The organism is Rhodococcus globerulus (assembly GCF_019334125.1).
Classification (GTDB): domain Bacteria; phylum Actinomycetota; class Actinomycetes; order Mycobacteriales; family Mycobacteriaceae; genus Rhodococcus_F; species Rhodococcus_F globerula.
The window spans coordinates 5,803,404-5,822,058 of record NZ_CP079698.1 but is presented as its reverse complement, the minus strand read 5'-3'; the positions used below and the strand labels follow the sequence as shown (position 1 = coordinate 5,822,058).

At 64.8% G+C, this 18,655-nt stretch carries 13 protein-coding genes and 1 tRNA gene; 8 read left to right on the top strand and 6 right to left on the bottom strand.

Annotated features, from left to right (window positions below):
• Nucleotides 1-8: 8 nt before the first annotated feature.
• Both KYT97_RS26605 and KYT97_RS26600 read right to left on the bottom strand, forming a co-directional pair.
• Nucleotides 9-623, bottom strand: coding sequence for an isochorismatase family protein (locus tag KYT97_RS26605; protein WP_045066890.1), 615 nt, complete (start codon nucleotides 621-623; stop codon nucleotides 9-11).
• The gene (locus tag KYT97_RS26600) at nucleotides 623-1,966 is read right to left on the bottom strand and encodes a nicotinate phosphoribosyltransferase (protein WP_219111095.1); all 1,344 of its coding nucleotides are present in this window, start codon (nucleotides 1,964-1,966) and stop codon (nucleotides 623-625) included. Before KYT97_RS26600 ends, KYT97_RS26605 begins: the two co-directional genes overlap by 1 nt.
• Nucleotides 1,967-2,030: 64 nt before the next feature.
• On the opposite strand from KYT97_RS26600, the gene clpS reads away from it, so the two are divergent.
• The 7 genes from clpS (at nucleotide 2,031) to rdgB (ending at nucleotide 7,080) form a co-directional block, all read left to right on the top strand.
• Nucleotides 2,031-2,360: an ATP-dependent Clp protease adapter ClpS gene (gene clpS / locus KYT97_RS26595; RefSeq protein ID WP_033232727.1), complete on the top strand. Its 330-nt coding sequence runs from the start codon at nucleotides 2,031-2,033 to the stop codon at nucleotides 2,358-2,360.
• A gap of 53 nt (nucleotides 2,361-2,413) precedes the next feature.
• Nucleotides 2,414-3,004, top strand: coding sequence for an oxidative stress transcriptional regulator AosR (aosR, locus tag KYT97_RS26590; protein ID WP_033232729.1), 591 nt, complete (start codon nucleotides 2,414-2,416; stop codon nucleotides 3,002-3,004).
• Nucleotides 3,001-4,068 carry a P1 family peptidase gene (locus KYT97_RS26585; RefSeq protein ID WP_219113142.1) on the top strand — a complete coding sequence of 356 codons (1,068 nt, stop codon included), beginning with the start codon at nucleotides 3,001-3,003 and terminating at the stop codon, nucleotides 4,066-4,068. The genes aosR and KYT97_RS26585 overlap by 4 nt, the downstream gene beginning before the upstream one ends.
• Nucleotides 4,069-4,123: 55 nt before the next feature.
• The gene (locus KYT97_RS26580; protein WP_033232731.1) at nucleotides 4,124-4,783 is read left to right on the top strand and encodes a rhomboid family intramembrane serine protease; all 660 of its coding nucleotides are present in this window, start codon (nucleotides 4,124-4,126) and stop codon (nucleotides 4,781-4,783) included.
• 96 nt (nucleotides 4,784-4,879) lie between these two features.
• A complete protein-coding gene (locus KYT97_RS26575; protein WP_045066892.1) occupies nucleotides 4,880-5,638 on the top strand; it encodes a cyclic nucleotide-degrading phosphodiesterase in 759 nt (252 codons plus the stop codon).
• Between the two features lie 35 nt (nucleotides 5,639-5,673).
• Complete coding sequence (gene rph, locus KYT97_RS26570; protein WP_033232735.1) at nucleotides 5,674-6,459, top strand: ribonuclease PH; 786 nt, start codon at nucleotides 5,674-5,676, stop codon at nucleotides 6,457-6,459.
• A 3-nt stretch (nucleotides 6,460-6,462) separates the two neighbouring features.
• Nucleotides 6,463-7,080, top strand: coding sequence for an RdgB/HAM1 family non-canonical purine NTP pyrophosphatase (rdgB, locus tag KYT97_RS26565; protein WP_141486167.1), 618 nt, complete (start codon nucleotides 6,463-6,465; stop codon nucleotides 7,078-7,080).
• A gap of 62 nt (nucleotides 7,081-7,142) precedes the next feature.
• Here the strand turns inward: rdgB and KYT97_RS26560 are convergent, their stop codons facing one another.
• From KYT97_RS26560 to KYT97_RS26545, 4 genes are all read right to left on the bottom strand, one after another.
• On the bottom strand, nucleotides 7,143-7,538 hold the full coding sequence (locus KYT97_RS26560; RefSeq protein WP_033232737.1) for a DUF3817 domain-containing protein: 396 nt from the start codon (nucleotides 7,536-7,538) through the stop codon (nucleotides 7,143-7,145).
• Nucleotides 7,535-7,942: a glucitol operon activator gene (locus KYT97_RS26555; RefSeq protein ID WP_033233158.1), complete on the bottom strand. Its 408-nt coding sequence runs from the start codon at nucleotides 7,940-7,942 to the stop codon at nucleotides 7,535-7,537. The genes KYT97_RS26560 and KYT97_RS26555 overlap by 4 nt, the downstream gene beginning before the upstream one ends.
• 136 nt (nucleotides 7,943-8,078) lie before the next feature.
• Nucleotides 8,079-8,160: transfer RNA gene (locus tag KYT97_RS26550), tRNA-Leu, on the bottom strand.
• A 71-nt stretch (nucleotides 8,161-8,231) separates the two neighbouring features.
• On the bottom strand, nucleotides 8,232-8,921 hold the full coding sequence (locus KYT97_RS26545) for a hypothetical protein (RefSeq protein WP_045066895.1): 690 nt from the start codon (nucleotides 8,919-8,921) through the stop codon (nucleotides 8,232-8,234).
• A gap of 418 nt (nucleotides 8,922-9,339) precedes the next feature.
• On the opposite strand from KYT97_RS26545, the gene KYT97_RS26540 reads away from it, so the two are divergent.
• A complete protein-coding gene (locus KYT97_RS26540) occupies nucleotides 9,340-18,645 on the top strand; it encodes a type I polyketide synthase (protein ID WP_219111094.1) in 9,306 nt (3,101 codons plus the stop codon).
• Nucleotides 18,646-18,655 lie beyond the last annotated feature (10 nt).

Here is an 18,655-nt window from a genome sequence, read left to right as displayed (position 1 = left end):
GAAGCAGGTTAGTGGATACCTACGTCAGAAATATCGACGCCACTCGAAGGCGCATGTTCGTCACGGCCGCTGAGCTGCACTCCGTGCTCGCGCATCTGCGTCAAAGCCGCTTCGATCGTGGCGGTTGCCACACCTGCAGTGAGTGGCAGGAGGACTGTGGTGGCAAAGCCGGCGCGGACCGCGTCGAGTGCCGTGGCCCTCACGCAGTGATCGGTGGCAATGCCGATGACGTCGACGTCGGTGATGTCGTGTGCCCGCAACCACTCCTCGAGGGTCGTGCCGTCCTCGGAAAACCCTTCGAACCCGGAGTACGCGGCGCTGTACGCACCCTTGGAGAACACGGCAGATCCGGCGATCGATGCATCGAAAGCCGGGTGGAAGTCGGCGCCTGAAGTTCCGACCACACAGTGCACCGGCCACGTGTCGACGTAATCGGGGTTTTCCGAGAAGTGAGCACCGGGATCGATGTGGAAATCGCGGGTCGCTGCGACGGCGTCGTACTCGTGAGAGTCGACGAAGGTGTTGATCGCCGCAGCTACGGCAGCGCCGCCGTCGACGGCTAGGGCGCCGCCCTCACAGAAGTCGTTCTGGACGTCCACCACGATCAATGCACGTGCAGTCATCAGTGACCTCCACCGACAAATCGGACCGGTACCGCGGAATCTCCGCGTGAGAGCTTGAGGCCCTCCCACGGGAGGCTGAGCAGCCCGGCTTTCACGACTGCTCGGCTCTCTTCCAATGTGGGGACGCCGTCGACGGTCTTGCCGCCGCGTACCAACGGAATCATCAGCTCGGTCGCGCCGTCCGCGGCGGCGATCGGCGAGGGCGCGTCGGCGGGATAGATCACTTCCTCGACCAGTGTTCCGGTCTGGCGAGCGATGCGCAGTGCTTTCTTCGCTCCGCCGCGCGACGCTTTGTTGGTACTGCGCTTCTCGACGGGAATTCCGTCCACCTCGACAAGTTTGTAGACCATGCCGGCCGTCGGAGCGCCGGAGCCGATGACGAGGGACGTGCCGACGCCGTAGGTGTCGACGGGTTCGGCGCGCAGCGCTGCGATGGCATATTCGTCGAGGTCGCCGGAGACCACGATGCGGGTCTTGGTGGCGCCGAGGTCGTCGAGTTGTCGACGCACCTGGCGGGTGACCACCCCGAGGTCTCCGGAGTCGATACGCACCCCGCCAAGCTCGGTTCCGGCTACGGCGATAGCGGTTTTCACGCCTTCGGTGATGTCGTAGGTGTCGACCAGCAATGTGGTCGAGACACCGAGTACGTCGACCTGCGCGCGGAAGGCCGCGGCCTCGTCGGTTCCGTTGTCGGTGGTGTGCAGGAGGGTGAAGGCGTGGGCGCTGGTACCCGCGCCGGGAACGTCGTGGCGGCGGACAGCTTCGAGATTGGACGTGGCGTCGAATCCGGCGAGGTACGCGGCGCGGGACGACGCGACTGCGGCTTGCTCATGGGTCCGGCGTGAGCCCATTTCGATGAGCCTTCGACCGTCTGCGGCACTGACCATGCGGGCCGCAGCCGACGCAATCGCGCTGTCGTGGTTGAGGATCGAGAGGGCCAGTGTCTCGAGCAACACGCATTCGGCAAACGATCCGCGGACGGAGAGGATCGGCGAGCCGGGAAAGTAGAAGTCGCCTTCGCGGTAACCGTCGATGTCGCCGGAGAACCGGTAATTGCGCAGCCACTCGACGGTGGTGTCGTCCAGGAACTTCGAGACGATCGCCAGTTCGGGTTCCCCGAAACGGAAGTGCTCGAGAGCGTCGAGCAATCGCTCCGTGCCGGCGACGATTCCGTAACGCCTCCCCTCGGGAAGTCTGCGCGCGAATACTTCGAAACTGCAGGTACGGAAAGCAGATCCGTCGGCAAGCGCGGCAGAGAGCATGGTGAGCTCGTACTGGTCGGTGAGCAGAGCGGTACTCGCGGCGGCGTCACGGGTGTCGGAGATTTGCGTAGGCACGCACATAACTCTAGGCGGGAGACCACGAGGGTGGGTGTTGTCACCTCGGATCGCGCCGTACCCTGGAGACATGGTTTTCGGCTCTGCGACTGTTTCCACAACTGCCTCTGCGCCGCGCGCGGTCCCGGAGCAGTCGGAGGCTGTTGCAATCATCGAAGCTGTTGACAGGCCTTGGGTGACGATCGTCTGGGACGATCCGGTCAATCTGATGCACTACGTGACCTACGTGTTCCAGAAACTGTTCGGGTACAGCAAGGCCAAGGCCACCGATTTGATGATGAAGGTGCATTCGGAGGGCAAGGCCGTCGTGTCCAGTGGTTCGCGCGACAAGATGGAAGCCGATGTTCGGCGTCTGCACGCGGCGGGACTGTGGGCCACGATGCAGCGCGACGACACCTAGGGCTCGCTCACCTTCGACAAGTTCGATCCGATCACAAGAGGGGAGTCCGACGCGTGCGGACGTGGATCAAGAAGAACTCGCTTTCCGGAGTGAAGTTCAAATCCGAGATGGACGCTCATGAGGTGACCGTCCTGAGTTCGCTCGTAGAGTCGGTGATCGGACTGCTGGAAGATCGTGAGTCCGGCGCACCGCAGGACGAGTTGGCGGCGCTCACCGGTCTTCGAACCGGTAATTCGGAATCGCCCGACAATCCGGTTCTGGCGCGGTTGCTCCCAGATTTTCAGCGAACCGACCCCAGTAAAGCGTCCCCGGATTCCGATGATCTCGACGACGCCGGCGCCAATGTCAACGGAGCGCTGCGGAGTTTGCACGAACCCGAGATCATCGACGCGAAGAAGGCTGCCGGCAGGGTTTTGCTGGCCTCGCTTCCCGCGGACGGCGGCAAGATCCTCCTGACCCAGGAGCAGGCCGACGCGTGGCTGTCCGCGCTCAACGACGTTCGTCTGGCTCTCGGCACCAATCTCGGTATCGACGCAGACACTCCGGAAAGTTTGGATCCGGATGATCCGCGAGCACCGCATCTTGATGTCTATCACTGGTTGACGTGGATGCAGGATTCGCTCGTTCAGGCGCTCATGCCGTGATCACCACGGCGCCCGGCCCCACGGATTCGTTGACCGACATCGCCGGTTTGACTGTCGGTCATCATCATCGGCTCGACGACGACGCTGCTCTGGGGGCGGGGGCCGCGACGGGATGCACCGTTGTGCTGGCCCCGGCGGGAGTGGTTGCGGGAGTTGATGTTCGGGGCGGCGGGCCGGGTACTCGCGAAACCGATCTCCTCGACCCGAGCCATTCGGTTCAGCAGGTCAATGCCGTGCTCCTGACCGGTGGAAGTGCGTACGGCCTCGCTGCCGCCGACGGTGTCATGCGCTGGCTCGAGGAACACGGCCACGGAATCGCGATGGGCCTGCCTGGCCAGGTGGTGCCGATCGTGCCGGGCGCCGTCATCTTCGATCTTCCGGTCGGGGACTGGAAGATTCGACCTGACGCCGATTTCGGATATCTGGCAGCAGAATCCGCGTCGCGTGAATGTGCGACCGGAACAGTGGGCGCCGGTGTCGGTGCCCGCGCCGGTGGGATCAAAGGCGGCGTCGGAACTGCCAGCGTCGTGATCACAGACGGACCGGCCAAGGGGACAACTGTGTCGGCCCTGATCGTGGCAAACCCGGTCGGCTCGGTCTTCGATCCGCGTACCGGTCTGCCGTGGGGCGTCGGGTCCGAGGGGGAGGCGTCCTTCGGGATCGGCATGCCGATCCCGTGCGAGCTCGACGCAGCCAACGCAATCGGCGCCAAAGGGACAGTGCTCAACACCACCATCGGCGTCGTCGCTACCGACGCGGCCCTGACCAAAGCCGGGTGCCGACGCGTTGCAGTTGCCGGTCACGACGGTTTGGCCCGGGCAATCCGTCCGGCCCATTCGCCGTTGGACGGCGACACGATCTTTGCGCTCGCTACCGGAACGCACACGCCGGAGACGGCGATCGACGTACCGGCGGCGTTCCCGGCGGATCTGCCGATCCTCGACGCAGTCTGTGCGGCCGCCGCCCAGGTCGTGGAACGCGCGATCGTCAAGGCGATTCTCGACGCGACATCGGTGGCGGGGATCCCGAGTTACCGAGACCTGTTCCCGTCGGCTTTCGTCTAGCCCGGCGAGCGCCGGTAACCTCGAAGTAGACACATCTACTGTGAGGACGCACGCGATGACGATGGATTTCAACAGTCCTGATTTCGGTTCACGGGCACCGGTTCCCGCGCCGAAACCGCCGTCGGTGTGGAAGCAGTCCGCGGTGCTGGTCGGCGGATTTGTACTAGCGCTGTACGTCATCGAGATCATCGACGTCATTTCCGGTCAGAACGTCCAGAACGCCGGAGTCTCACCGCGAACGCTCGACGGTTTGTGGGGCATCCTGTTTGCGCCCGTGTTGCACGACGACTGGGCACACTTGATCGCGAACACCATCCCCGTACTGATACTCGGCTATCTCGTTCTGGTGTCTGGCATATCGAGAGGGTTGGCTGCGACCGGAATCATCTGGGTGATCGGCGGGGTCGGAACGTGGCTCGTTGCCGGAGCGAATACCAATCACGTCGGGGCGTCGGTGCTGATCTTCGGGTGGGTGACCTACCTGTTGACGCGTGGATTTTTCACCCGGAGTTTCGGCCAGATTCTGATCGGCGTTGTTGTCTTCGTGATCTACGGCGGAGTCCTGTGGGGCGTGGTGCCCAGCACGCCGGGTGTCTCGTGGCAGGGGCATTTGTTCGGTGCGGTCGGCGGCGTCGTAGCGGCGTGGGCACTCTCCTCCGGCGATCGAGCGAACCGCGCCGGCGCTACAACACCAGCCCGACCAGCAACTTTCTGATCGGACGTGGGTCACACCCCACCGGCGGTGTGACTTCGACTCGCCAAAACGACCGGGAGCTTTTTTGTTAATGGGTCGACGTGGCAGCATGACCTTATGCGCATGACCGTCCTGGGGTGTTCCGGCAGCGTCTCGGGGCCGGATTCACCGGCTTCGGGTTACCTGCTCACAGCGCCGGGTACCCCGCCGCTCGTCATAGATTTCGGTCCCGGAGTGCTCGGGGCTCTGCAGCGGTACGCGGACCCAGGGGACGCGACGATTCTGCTCTCGCATCTGCACGCCGATCACTGCCTCGACATGCCGAGCCTGCTCGTGTGGCGTCGCTATCATCCGAACCGCCCCGAGGGGCGAGCGTTGGTGTACGGCCCGACAGACACGGCGTGCAGGATCGGAACGTCGTCCGCCGAGTGCGCGGGGGAGATGGACGATATTTCCGACACCATCGATCTGAAGTTGTGGGCGGAGAACGAACCCGTCACCTTCGGTGAACTGACCGTCGTGGCAAGCCGCATGAATCATCCGCCCGAGGCGTACGGATTCCGGATCACGGACGCCGACGGACGGATTCTGGTGTACACCGGCGATACCGGAATGTGTGACAACGTCGTCGAGCTTGCTCGTGGAGCCGACATCCTCCTTTCCGAGGCGTCGTGGACGGACAGTCCTGATCGGCCGGAAGGTATTCACTTGTCCGGCAAGGAAGCCGGCCGGATCGCGACGTTGGCCGGAGTGAAGGAACTACTCCTCACCCACATCCCGCCGTGGACGTCCAGGGAGGACGTCATCGCCGAAGCGAAATCCGAGTTCGCAGGGCCGGTTCACGCTGTGTCCGCGGGAAGCGTCTACGACATCTGACGTGTTGCCTGGGGTGGGACGCTAGGCTCACGAAGGTGACTACACGAGAAGACGGCAGGGCGGACGACGAACTTCGCCCGATCAAGATCACCCGCGGGTTCACCAGCCATCCGGCCGGCTCGGTTCTGGTCGAGTTCGGAAACACCCGAGTGATGTGCACGGCCAGCGTCGAAGAGGGTGTTCCGCGGTGGCGCAAGGGTTCCGGGCTCGGTTGGCTCACCGCCGAATATGCGATGCTGCCCGCAGCTACGCATACCCGCAGTGGACGTGAATCCGTCAAGGGCAAGGTCGGTGGCCGCACCCAGGAGATCAGCCGGCTCATCGGTCGATCCCTTCGGGCCTGCATCGACCTCGCGGCCATCGGCGAGAACACCATTGCTCTGGACTGCGATGTCCTGCAGGCAGATGGTGGCACCCGTACCGCCGCCGTGACGGGGGCGTACGTAGCTCTCGTCGACGCGGTGACGTATCTTCGCGCTGCCAATCTGCTGAGCGACCCTCAGCCCATCTCGTGTGGCATCGCGGCCGTCAGCGTCGGCGTCGTCGACGGACGAGTGCGCCTCGATCTGCCGTACGAAGAGGATTCGCGTGCCGAGGTCGACATGAACGTCGTCGCCACCGATACCGGCACCTTGGTGGAAATCCAGGGCACCGGCGAAGGTGCCACGTTCCCGCGCTCGACCCTGGACAAGCTTCTCGACTCCGCGCTGGCGGGCTGTGAGCAGCTGTTCGAGATCCAGCGTCAGGCATTGGCGGAGCCGTATCCGGGTGTGTTGCCCGAACCCAAGAACCCGGAACCCAAGAAGAAGTTCGGTGCCTGAGCTGTGAGCGTACGAGTACTGGTAGCAAGTAGAAATGCCAAGAAGCTGAAGGAACTCCATCGCGTTCTCGACGCGGCCGGTGTGAGCGGAATCGAACTGGTCGGGCTCGATGAGGTGCCGCCGTTTCCGGAAGCGCCCGAGACCGGTGCGACATTCGAAGAAAATGCGCTCGCGAAGGCTCGTGACGGAGCCGCTGCTACCGGAATGCCTTGTATCGCAGACGATTCCGGTGTCGAGATCGATGCGCTGAACGGGATGCCCGGCGTGTTGTCTGCCCGCTGGTCCGGTACCCACGGAAACGACGGCGCCAACACTGCGCTGGTGCTCGCTCAGTTGGGTGACGTGCCCGACGAACGGCGCGGCGCGGCCTTTGTCTCGGCCTGCGCGCTGGTGATCCCCGGCGGCGACGAGACCGTGGTCCGCGGTGAATGGCGCGGCGTCATCGGCCGGGAACCGGCAGGCGACGGCGGATTCGGTTACGACCCGATCTTCCGCCCAGACGGTGACACCCGCTCGGCGGCGGAACTGACTCCGGCCGAGAAGGACGCGGCCTCGCATCGCGGGAGAGCGCTGGTGCAGCTGGTGCCCGCACTGGCGGCACTGGCGGCACTGGCCGACTGATCGCACACACGAGAAAAGGCCCTGAACGTGAATGACGTTCAGGGCCTTTGCTTTACGGAGAATCAGAGGTTGTAGTCGCTCTTGACCTGGATGGTCCGCTTGTGTTCGAACACAAACGACAGGAACGGAATGGTGCCGGCCAGTGCCGTGGCAACCGTCGTGCCTGCCTTCCAGCGGGCCTTGATAGCCAGGTCGACTGTGAACACCAGGTACAGCATGTAGAACAGCCCGTGAATCTGGCCGATGTAGAACAGCCACGACGGAGCATCCGCGGAGTTTTCCAGGATGAGGTACTTGTAGACCATCTCACCGGTCAGGAACAGCAGCCACAGGCCGGTGATCCACGCCAGAACGCGGTAGCGAACAAGCGCAGAAGCAACCTTCTTCTGCTTCTCGGCCTGCGCCTTGGTGGCCTTGTCTGAGGGGGTAGCGGTGCTCGCTTCCGGGCCGGTACTCACGTAGTGCTCCTATCGGGCTCGCGAGCGGCGAGCTGCGCAAGGTAGTCGTTGTATTCGAGCATTTGGCGTGCTTCGGGGTCATCGGCATCGAGTTCCGCGTCGCCGAACTGTGCCCGGGGGCGTTGCGGCAGCAGATCGGCCGGAATCTCACGCGGCTCCGCTGCGGCTTCCTCGGCTTCGACCTCGTCCGGATCGGCATCCTCGAGCTGAACGAACTTGCGATATGCGTACACCACAAACGCGGCGAACAGTGGCCACTGCAACGCATAGCCGAGGTTCTGCCCGCTGCCGCCCACAGCTTCGAAGCGCTCCCACTGCCACCAGCCGAGCGACAAGCAGACCGCTGCTGACACAAGAACCAGCAGGATCAGCGCAGGTCGGCTTTTTGTAGGCTTCTTCGACACACTACGACGGTACCGCAGAGCTATAGTGCCGCGCCCTGCGATCTCCGACACGGTGTCGTAGATGCCGTGCCACGGCGTGTCGTAGATGCCAAAAAACAGAGCCCCACCGAAACGATCTCGATGGGGCTCTGCGTTGTGCGCGAGGGGGGACTTGAACCCCCACGTCCTGAGACACTGGAACCTAAATCCAGCGCGTCTGCCAATTCCGCCACTCGCGCGCGGAATTCACAGGATACGCGATTGCCGACCCGACGGCGGACACGGCCCTCACATGCAGCGGACACGGCCCTCACATGGCTGGAACCGGGTCCGATTTTGCCGGTCGCCGTGGTTGTTCGGCGGTGCGTTGGTACCGCCACGCTGCGTGCGTGAGAGTTGTTGCGGGGACATCCAATTCTGCAGCCACTGCAGCGAGCAGTGACGTTGCCTCCACGCCGCCCAGCGGTTCGGCGCTACCGGCTGCCTCGGTGGCAAAACGAGTCAGTAGTTCCACCGAATCGGGTGTGAGTGTGCCGGACAGGAACAGCAGCATGTCGAATGTGCGCGCTCCGAACCCTGGAACCGACATGATTGCCGCTCGATGCGCGTCGGTGTTGCCGATATCTGCACTTCCGGTGCATCCGACGGCAACCAGTGATGCGGCGCCCAGTGCGGCAGCCTCCGCTTTGGTGGAGTAGTTGCCCGGCACCCGCTGACGGTTGCCGAGAATGACGGCCAGTTCGTCGCCGCGCTCCGCAAAGGCCGCCAGAGCGGAGAGGTTGTCCAGTGGTGCGTCTGACTGGCGGTGGTGACGCCACCGCGTGATGACGGCCCGCACGCCCGTCGTGGGTGTTCCGTACGCGGCGCGGGCCGAGAAGGCCGCGTCGAGGATGGCTGCTTCGGCCTCGTGTGCCCACCCGTCGGTCCAGTGCGGCCACGCGGACTGTGGCAGCTCGCGTGCGATGAAGTCGATGACGATTTTTGTGGTGTCGGTACCCATGATTTCTCCCCCCGAGAAAGTTGTCCGATCGGACGCGCTGAACCTAGCGCGGGAGTCCGACAGGTTTTGGGGTGAAAGGCACGCGATGGGCCAACCGTCAAGAGGGTAACGATTTGGTAACGATAAATATGAGGAGTTCCTCAGGTTTGTGGAAATCCGAGTAACAGTCCCTGGCAGCGCGTTTGCGACCTACTCGCGAGTCACTTTCTCGACATCCCGTGAGGAAGATCACCGCGTGGAAAGTCCCGTATTTCGGGCCGTCAGCAAACGTGAGGAAATCCTCATGATCCTGTGTCAGCCTTAACGTGCACGGCAGGCGCAGACATGCCGATTCTTTCGGTCGATTTGCAAGATGTGCGCCCCGGGCAGACCCACAATTCCCACCTCGCCGCAGAGGTGACCAGGAGAGGACGTACGCGTGACGATCGATGACACGACACCTACAGGAAACGGACGCGACTCGAAGGATGGACGCCGCGTCGGCGTCGACGGGGGAGCCTCCCGCACGAACAGTAAAGGTGCCCTCGTCGATTCACTGAACAACGGATTGCCGTACGCCCTTGCCTTCGGTGGACAGGGCGCCCCGTGGCTCAGCACGCTCGAAGAACTCAGCCGCGACAACGGCCTCGAGCCGATTCTCACCGACTTGGTCAACGACGCAGCAGCGCGCCTCGCTCCGCTCGCGCAGGATCTTGTGGTGGTGCGCCCGATCGGATTCGATCCGGTCGCGTGGATTCTCGAAGCCGAGATCGTTGACGAAGAAGAAGGTGAGAAGCCGGCAGGTCCCTCTGCTGCAGCACTCACCGCAGCACCCGTTTCGCTCCCCGGCGTCTTCCTCACGCAACTTGCGGCGTTGCGTGCGCTGACTGCGCAGGGTCTCGATATTGCAGCGCATCCGCCCGTGTCCGTCATCGGACATTCGCAGGGCGTGCTCGCGACTGCTGCAGTTGCAGCTGGTGGCAACGACGACGGCGAGCTTCTTGCTGTTGCTCAGCTCGTCGGCGCCGCAGCCAGCCTGGTCGGCCGTCGTCGCGGCATCATCGCGAGCGCGTCGGGCAAGCCGATGGTCGCCGTGTCCAACGTCGATCCCGAGCGCCTCGCCGCGATTGTCGCCGAACTTGCCGAGACCACGACGGACAATCGTGCAGCAGTCCTCGCTATTCGCAACGGACGCCGCCGTGTTGTCCTCGCCGGACCGCCCGCTCAGCTGGCCCGCGTGCAGGAACATTGCGAGCAGATCGAGGCGAACGAAGCCCGCGAGCGCGATGGAAAGAAGCGTGGCGGTTCGGTCTTCGCTCCCACCTTCGACGCCCTCGACACCGAAATCGGTTTCCACCACCCGGCGCTCGCCGACGCAGTCGACCTGGTCGGCAGCTGGGCAGCGCGCTGCGGCCTCGACGCAGATCGCGCCAGCGCACTTGCGCAGGCCATCCTGGTCGACCCGGTCAACTGGGTGCAGGCCGTGAATGGTGCCATCGACGCCGGCGCGCAGTGGATTCTCGATCTCGGACCCAGCGACCAGCTGACCCGTATGACGTCGTCCTCGCTGCGTGGGCAGGGTGTTGGCATCATCGCCGCGTCCACCCGCGGTGGACATCGCAACTTGCTCACCCCCGGTGCTGCGCCTGAGGTCTCACGTTCGTGGACCGAATTCGCGCCCAAGCCTGTAGCGCTTCCCGGCGGCCGCATCGGCGTCGAGACGGCCTTCACGAAGCTCACGGGTCGCTCACCGATCCTGTTGGCCGGCATGACTCCGACCACCGTCGACGCCAAGATCGTTGCCGCCGCAGCCAATGCCGGTCACTGGGCCGAGCTTGCCGGTGGCGGACAGGTCACCGAAGAGATCTTCGAAGACCGTGTCGCAGAACTGAAGATGCTCCTCGAGCCGGGCCGCGCGGTCCAGTTCAACTCGCTGTTCCTCGATCCGTACCTGTGGAAGCTGCAGCTCGGTGGCAAGCGCCTCGTGCAGCGCGCTCGTACTGCCGGTGCACCCATCGACGGCGTCATCGTCACCGCCGGTATCCCGGAACTCGAAGAGGCCGTTGCGCTTATCGAAGAGCTGTCCGAGATCGGCATCACCAACATCGCATTCAAGCCGGGCACCGTGGCGCAGATCCGTTCCGTGATCCGCATTGCCAACGAGGTTCCGAACTTCCCCGTCATCGTTCACATCGAAGGTGGCCGCGCCGGCGGACACCACTCGTGGGAAGACCTCGACGACCTGCTCCTCGACACGTACGCCGAGCTGCGTACGCGTTCGAACCTGATCATCTGCGTCGGCGGCGGCATCGGAACACCCGAGCGCGCAGCCGATTACCTGACCGGCCGCTGGTCTGTCGGAGCCGGCTTCCCGGCAATGCCCGTCGACGGCATCCTCGTCGGCACGGCAGCGATGGCGACGCTGGAGGCCACCACGTCTCCCGAGGTCAAGCAGCTCCTCGTCGACACACCGGGTACTCCGGACTGGGTAGGCGCCGGCACCGCCGAAGGTGGAATGGCTTCGGGCCGTAGCCAGCTCGGTGCCGACATCCACGAGATCGACAACGCCGCATCGCGCACCGGACGCCTCCTCGACGAGGTCGCCGGCGATGCCGACGCCGTTGCCGAGCGCCGCGACGAGATCATCGCAGCACTCGACGTCACCGCCAAGCCGTACTTCGGTGACATCGAGACCATGACGTACGCGCAGTGGCTGCGTCGTTACCTCGAGCTGACCGTCGGTATCGACGCGGCCAAGGAATTCGACTGTGGCGCAGACCTTCAGGACGCTATTGCCGAGGCAACGACGAGCCCGTGGCTCGACATCACCTGGCGTGCTCGCTTCGGCGAGATGCTCCAGCGCACCGAGGCTCGTCTGCACCCCGTCGACCGCGGCCCCATTCCGACCCTGTTCGGCGATGCCGAGACCCTCGAGCGTCCCGAAGCTGCGATTTGCGCACTGCAGGCGTCGTACCCGGACTACACGAGCACGGTTCTGCATCCCGCAGACGTCTCGTTCTTCATCTCGCTGTGCAAGACGCCGGGCAAGCCGGTCAACTTCGTTCCCGTCGTCGACGGTGACGTGCGCCGCTGGTGGCGCAGTGACTCCCTGTGGCAGGCACACGATCCGCGGTACACCGCAGATCAGGTGTGCGTCATCCCCGGCACCGTTGCCGTTGCCGGCATCACGCGTGTCGACGAGCCCGTCGGTGACCTGCTCGATCGTTTCGAGAAGGCCACGTACGACGAATTGGTTGCTGCCGGAACCACTCCGGTTGTCCTCGCGAGCCGTCGCCACCAGGATTCCGCTCCCGGTCTGCTCGACGCCGTTCTGTCGGCACCGGATCTCCAGTGGGCCGGCCGCCTGACCCAGAACCCGGTCCGTCGTCTCGGCGACCTCGAAGAGTGGAGTGCCGAGTCCGTTGACAAGGCTGTTCACGCCTCGACCGGATCGAGCCTGACGGTTGTCGACGAGACTCACGTCCTGCTCTCGGTTCCGCTGGTGGCAGACAAGTCGGTCGACATCACGATCACCATTCCCAGCTCCGTTGTCGACGGCGGCGCCCCGGTCGTCACCGAGGCCGACGCTGAAGCCGCGATGTCCGCACTGTTGGCAGTTGCTGCAGGACAGGAACTGCCGACAGTCAAGAACGGCAAGGCCCGCCTCAACGTCGCGTGGGTTCCCGATCGCATCGCCGATCACGCCGGTGTCACCGGTTCGGGTCTGCCCGCCACGCTCAGTGTCAGCGGCAAGGCTGTTCCGGACGTCGTCGTCGGAGCATGCTGGCCTGCAGTGTTCGCAGTCCTCGGCGCAGCCAAGCTCGATAGTCTTTCCGTTATCGAAGGCATGCTCGACCTGGTCCACCTCGACCACACCGTCGACTTTGTCGGTGAGCTGCCCTCCGAGACAAGCATTCTCGTGGTCAATGCCGAGGTCGCCTCGGTTCTCGACACCGACCTCGGTCGCGTCGTCGAGGTCAAGGTCGAGGTCGGTGCCATGCTCGGCGAGGGCCTCGACGCCCCCGCAGTCGTCACCATGAGTGAGCGTTTCGCGATCCGCGGACGCACCGGCGCTGGCGAACTCGCCGACCCGGCTCGCGCCGGTGGATCGATCAGCGATGCGGCTGTCGACACCTCGCGTCGTCGTCGCCGTGACGCGAAGATCCTCGCGCCGGTCAGCATGGGTGCGTTCGCTCAGGTTTCCGGTGACCACAACCCGATTCACACCTCCGACAACGCCGCTCTGCTGGCCGGCCTCGGAACCCCGATCGTGCACGGCATGTGGCTCTCCGCCGCTGCGCAGCAGGTAGTCACCGCAGTCGACCCCAGCGAGACCCGCACGCCGCCGCGTCGCTTGACGGCGTGGACCGCTCGTTTCCTCGGAATGGTCCGCCCCGGCGCCGAGATCGACGTCCGCGTCGATCGCATCGGTATCGATCAGGGTGCCGAGATCGTCGAGGTCGGTTGCCGCATCGACGGTGACCTGGTCATGGTCGCGACGGGACGCACTGCTGCACCGAAGACGATCTACGCCTTCCCCGGCCAGGGCATCCAGCGTCCGGGCATGGGCCTCGACGCCCGCGCTCGCTCGAAGGCTGCGCGCGACGTCTGGGAGCGTGCGGACAAGCACACCCGCAAGGCGCTCGGATTCTCGATTCTTGCTGTGGTGCGCGACAACCCGGTCACCGTCAAGGCCCGCGGCGTCGAGCACAAGCACCCGGACGGTGTTCTGCACCTGACGCAGTTCACCCAGGTCGCGATGGCTGTTCTCGGTGTAGCCCAGGTTGCCGAACTGCGCGAGTCCGGCACCTTCATCGAAGGCTCGTTCCTCGCCGGTCACTCGGTGGGTGAGTACAACGCACTCGCCGCTGTTGCCGAGGTCTTCCCGCTCGAAGCACTTCTCGAAGTTGTCTTCCAGCGCGGATCCGCGATGCACCAGCTGGTTCCCCGTGACGCAGCGGGCCGTTCCGACTACCGCATGGCTGCCATTCGCCCGTCGCAGATCGGTGTGTCCGACGACGACGTGCAGGACTTTGTCGCCGGTGTTGCCGAGGCGTCCGGTGAGTTCCTCGAAATCGTCAACCTGAACCTGCGCGGCAGCCAGTACGCCATCGCCGGATCCGTTGCCGGCCTCGACGCACTCGAGGTCGAGATCGATCGTCTCCGTGCGGAATTCGGTGGCAAGCGCGCCTACATCCAGGTTCCCGGCATCGACGTGCCGTTCCACTCCACCGTCCTTCGTGGCGGCGTGGCGGACTTCCGCGTATGCCTGCAGGACTTGCTCCCGCACGACATCGATCCGGACATCCTTATCGGCCGCTACATCCCGAACCTCGTTCCGAGGCTCTTCTCGCTGAGCCGCGACTTCGTTCAGGAAATCGCCGACCTGGTGCCGTCGGAGCAGCTGCAGGAAGTCCTTGCTGACTTCGACAGCTACGCAACGCGCAGCCACGAACTGTCCCGGATCATCCTGATCGAGCTGTTGGCGTGGCAGTTCGCCAGCCCGGTCCGCTGGATCGAGACCCAGGATCTGCTGTTCAGTGACGAGTCCGAAGGTGGACTCGGTGTCGAGCGCTTTGTCGAGGTCGGCCTCGGCGCTGCCCCGACCGTCGCGAACCTCGCATCGCAGACCCTCAAGCTGCCGGGCCGCTTCGGCTACCCGGTCGAGGTTCTGAACATCGAGCGTGAAGCTGCGATCGTCTACGGCACGGATGTCGATCCGGCTGCTGCCGACGATGACGACGAGGTGGAAGCACCCGCTGCCACTCCGGCGGCTGCCGCTGCCGCACCGGTCGCCGCTGCACCCGTCGCGACGTCCAGCGGACCGCGTCCGGACGACATCACCTTCAAGGCGCCAGACGCCACCAAGGTTCTGATCAGCCTGTGGACCAAGCTGCGTCCCGATCAGGTCGGCCCCGCCGACACGATCGAGGCACTGTGCGACGGTGTGTCCTCACGTCGTAACCAGCTTCTGGTCGACCTCGGTTCCGAGTTGTCCCTCGGCGCCATCGACGGCGCGGCGGATGCCGACATGGGCTCGCTCGCAGCCACTGTCGACAAGCTGGCCCGTACGTACAAGCCGTTCGGACCGGTACTTTCCGATTCGATCAACGATCACCTGCGTAAGGTCTTCGGCCCCTCGGGCAAGCGTCCCGGCTACATCGCCGATCGTGTCAAGAAGGTCTGGGAACTCGGCGACGGTTGGGCGCACCACGTCACCGCAGCGGTAGCGCTCGGTACCCGTGACGGTGCCAGCATCCGCGGCGGCGACCTCGGCGGCCTGACCTCCGGCGCTCTGGCCGACGCAGCAGCAGTCGACGCAGTCATCGACAGCGCCGTTGCTTCGGTTGCCTCCGCTCGCGGCACCAGCGTTTCGCTGCCGGCAACCGGTGGTGGCGGCGGTGGAACCGTCGACGCAGCCGCCCTTGGTGAGTTCACCGAGAACATCACGGGCCGCAACGGCGTTCTGGCTTCGGCCGCCCGCCTCGTGCTCGAGCAGCTCGGACTCAGCGAAGAGGCTCCGGCCGCAACGGTCGAGGACACCGAACTGGTCGACCTGGTCTCGGCTGAACTCGGTTCCGACTGGCCGCGTCTGGTTGCTCCGGCATTCGACGCTCAGAAGGCGGTCCTGCTCGACGACCGTTGGGCAAGTGCGCGTGAGGATCTCGCTCGCATCTGGCTCGGCAGTGAGACTCTGTCGGTCGAGAACTTCATCGGTGCCGGTTCCACCGTTGCCGCACAGGCAAAGTGGTGGGCCACCCGCGCCACCGACGAAGGTCGCACGACGCTGGCCGAGGTCTACACCCGCATCGCTGATGCGGCCGTGACTGCAGAATCCGACGCACCTGAGTGGGCCGGCGAGGTCGCAGTCGTGACCGGAGCCAGCAAGGGTTCGATCGCAGCAGCGGTCACGGGCAAACTCCTGGCCGGTGGCGCAACGGTATTCGTCACCACGTCGCGTCTCGACGGCTCGCGTCTCGGCTTCTACCGTGACCTGTACCGCGAGAACGCTCGTGCCGGTGCCGCTCTCTGGGTGGTTCCTGCCAACATGGCGTCGTACACCGACGTCGACGCACTGATCGACTGGATCGGCAACGAGGCCACCGAAAATGCCGGTGGCGCAAAGAAGCTGATCAAGCCGGCTATGACGCCGACGATGCTCTTCCCGTTCGCGGCTCCTCGCGTCGGTGGAGAACTCTCCGACGCCGGCGCTCGCGCCGAAATGGAAATGCGCGTGCTGCTGTGGTCGGTGGAGCGCCTGATCGGTGGTCTGTCGAAGATCGGTTACGACAGCGACGTCGACACGCATCTGCACGTGGTCCTGCCCGGTTCGCCGAACCGCGGAACGTTCGGTGGTGACGGTGCATACGGTGAGGCCAAGGCTTCGCTGATCGCCGTGGTCAACCGCTGGAAGGCCGAGCGCAACTGGGCCGAGCGAGTCACGTTGGCACACGCCGTCATCGGCTGGGTCCGCGGAACCGGCCTGATGGGTCACAACGATCCGATCGTCGACGCTGTCGAAGCTGCCGGTGTCCGTACCTGGTCCACCCAGGAAATGGCAACCGAACTGCTGAAGACGGCTACCGCGCAGTCGCGTCGTAGCGCAGCCAAGGCTCCGCTCGAGGTCGACCTGACCGGTGGACTTGCGGAGGCGAACCTCGACCTGGGCGCCCTCGCCAAGGAAGCCGCCGCGACCGCAGAGATCGCCGAGGCAGTCGACGAAGCAGTCGACGAGAACACCATCCTCGCGCTGTCCGCACCGGCACGCATCGATGCCTCGATCAAGGCTCCGAGCTGGCCCGAACTCGATGTCACTCCCGCGGACCTCGTGGTCATCGTGGGCGCCGGAGAGCTCGGCCCCTACGGTTCCTCGCGTACCCGCTTCGAGATGGAGGTCGACGAGCAGCTCTCTGCCGCAGGCGTTCTCGAATTGGCGTGGAACACCGGACTGATCGTCTGGGAGAACGACCCCAAGCCGGGTTGGTACGACGTCGAATCAGGCGATCTGGTGCCAGAGGCGGAAATCGCCGACAAGTACCACGACGCAGTTGTCGAGCGGTGCGGCATCCGTCGCTACGTCGACGAAGGCCAGATGATCGACAACACCGCACCGCTGCTCACCTCCGTGTTCCTGGACAAGGATCTGAGCTTCGTGGTCGGCAGCGAGGCAGAGGCTCAGGCCTTCGTCGAATCCGATCCCGAGAACACAGTGGCGTCGGTTTCGGCCGAGTCCGGTGACTGGACGGTCACGCGCCGCGCCGGCACCGAGATCCGTGTTCCGCGCAAGATGAAGCTGACCCGCAGTGTCGGCGGCCAGATTCCGACCAACTTCGACGTCACGAAGTGGGGCATCCCCGCCGACATGGCCGATTCGGTCGACCGCGTCGGACTGTGGAACATCGTTGCGACCGTGGACGCATTCCTCACGGGCGGCTTCACTCCGAGCGAACTGCTGCGTTGGGTTCACCCGAGCCTGGTAGCGAACACGCAGGGCACCGGCATGGGCGGCATGACGTCCATGAGGAGCTTGTACATCGACACGCTGCTCGGCGAGAACCGTCCCAACGACATCCTGCAGGAAGCTCTGCCGAATGTTATTGCGGCGCACGTCGTTCAGTCGTACGTCGGTGGCTACGGCGCGATGGTTCACCCCGTCGCGGCCTGCGCAACGGCAGCCGTGTCCGTCGAAGAGGGCGTCGACAAGATCCGCTTGGGCAAGGCCCAGTTGGTTGTTGCCGGTGGATTCGACGACCTGAGCGCGGAAGGCATCATCGGCTTCGGTGACATGTCGGCCACGGCCAAGACGTCGGACATGCACGCCAAGGGCATCGAGGATCGCCGCTTCTCGCGGGCAAACGATCGCCGGCGCGGCGGCTTCGTCGAGTCCGCCGGTGGTGGCACGATCCTGCTCGCTCGCGGTGACCTGGCACTGGAAATGGGCTTGCCCGTTCTCGGCGTTGTCGCCTGGGCCGGATCGTTCGCAGACGGTGTCCACACGTCGATCCCGGCTCCGGGAATCGGCGCACTGGGTGCCGGACGCGGCGGAGCGGATTCGCAGCTCGCACTCTCGCTCAACGCCCTCGGCGTCAGCGCGGACGACATCGCGGTCATCTCCAAGCACGACACGTCCACCGCGGCAAACGATCCCAACGAGGCAGAACTGCACGAGCGTCTCGCCGGGGCTTTGGGTCGCAGTGACGGTGCTCCGATGTTCGTGGTGTCGCAGAAGAGCCTGACCGGCCACGCCAAGGGCGGCGCAGCTGCCTTCCAGCTGATCGGTCTGTGCCAGGTGCTCAGCCAGGGCGTCATCCCGCCGAACCGCAGCCTCGACTGCGTCGACGACAAGATGGCCGAGTTCGAGCACCTCGTGTGGGCACGTCAGCCGCTCAAGTTCGGCGAGCAGCTCCCGCTGCGCGCCGGCCTGCTGACCAGCCTGGGCTTCGGTCACGTCTCCGGACTGATCGCCGTCGTTCACCCGCAGGCATTTGTCGAGTCGGTGCCCGCCGACAAGCGTGCGGACTATGTTGCAGCCGCACAGCAGCGCACCATCGACGGTCAGCGTCGCCTCGCCAAGGCGATGTGCGGTGGCGACAGCCTGTACGAGCGTCCCGCCGATCGTCGTCTCGGCGCCGACGGAACGCCCGCAAAGGCTTCGCGTCAGCTCGAAGCGGATGTTCTCCTCAGCGAGAACGCACGCCTGGGTGAAGATCAGCGTTACCGCTCGAATCTGCCTGGCTGCAAGTAGATAATCGCAG

What these genes read in the sequence shown, in the direction of transcription:
- KYT97_RS26605 (WP_045066890.1), bottom strand. Translation starts at nt 623, where the DNA reads ATGACTGCACGTGCATTGATCGTGGTGGACGTCCAGAACGACTTCTGT.
- KYT97_RS26600 (WP_219111095.1), bottom strand. Translation starts at nt 1,966, where the DNA reads ATGTGCGTGCCTACGCAAATCTCCGACACCCGTGACGCCGCCGCGAGT.
- clpS (WP_033232727.1), top strand. Translation starts at nt 2,031, where the DNA reads ATGGTTTTCGGCTCTGCGACTGTTTCCACAACTGCCTCTGCGCCGCGC.
- KYT97_RS26580 (WP_033232731.1), top strand. Translation starts at nt 4,124, where the DNA reads ATGACGATGGATTTCAACAGTCCTGATTTCGGTTCACGGGCACCGGTT.
- KYT97_RS26575 (WP_045066892.1), top strand. Translation starts at nt 4,880, where the DNA reads ATGCGCATGACCGTCCTGGGGTGTTCCGGCAGCGTCTCGGGGCCGGAT.
- KYT97_RS26545 (WP_045066895.1), bottom strand. Translation starts at nt 8,921, where the DNA reads ATGGGTACCGACACCACAAAAATCGTCATCGACTTCATCGCACGCGAG.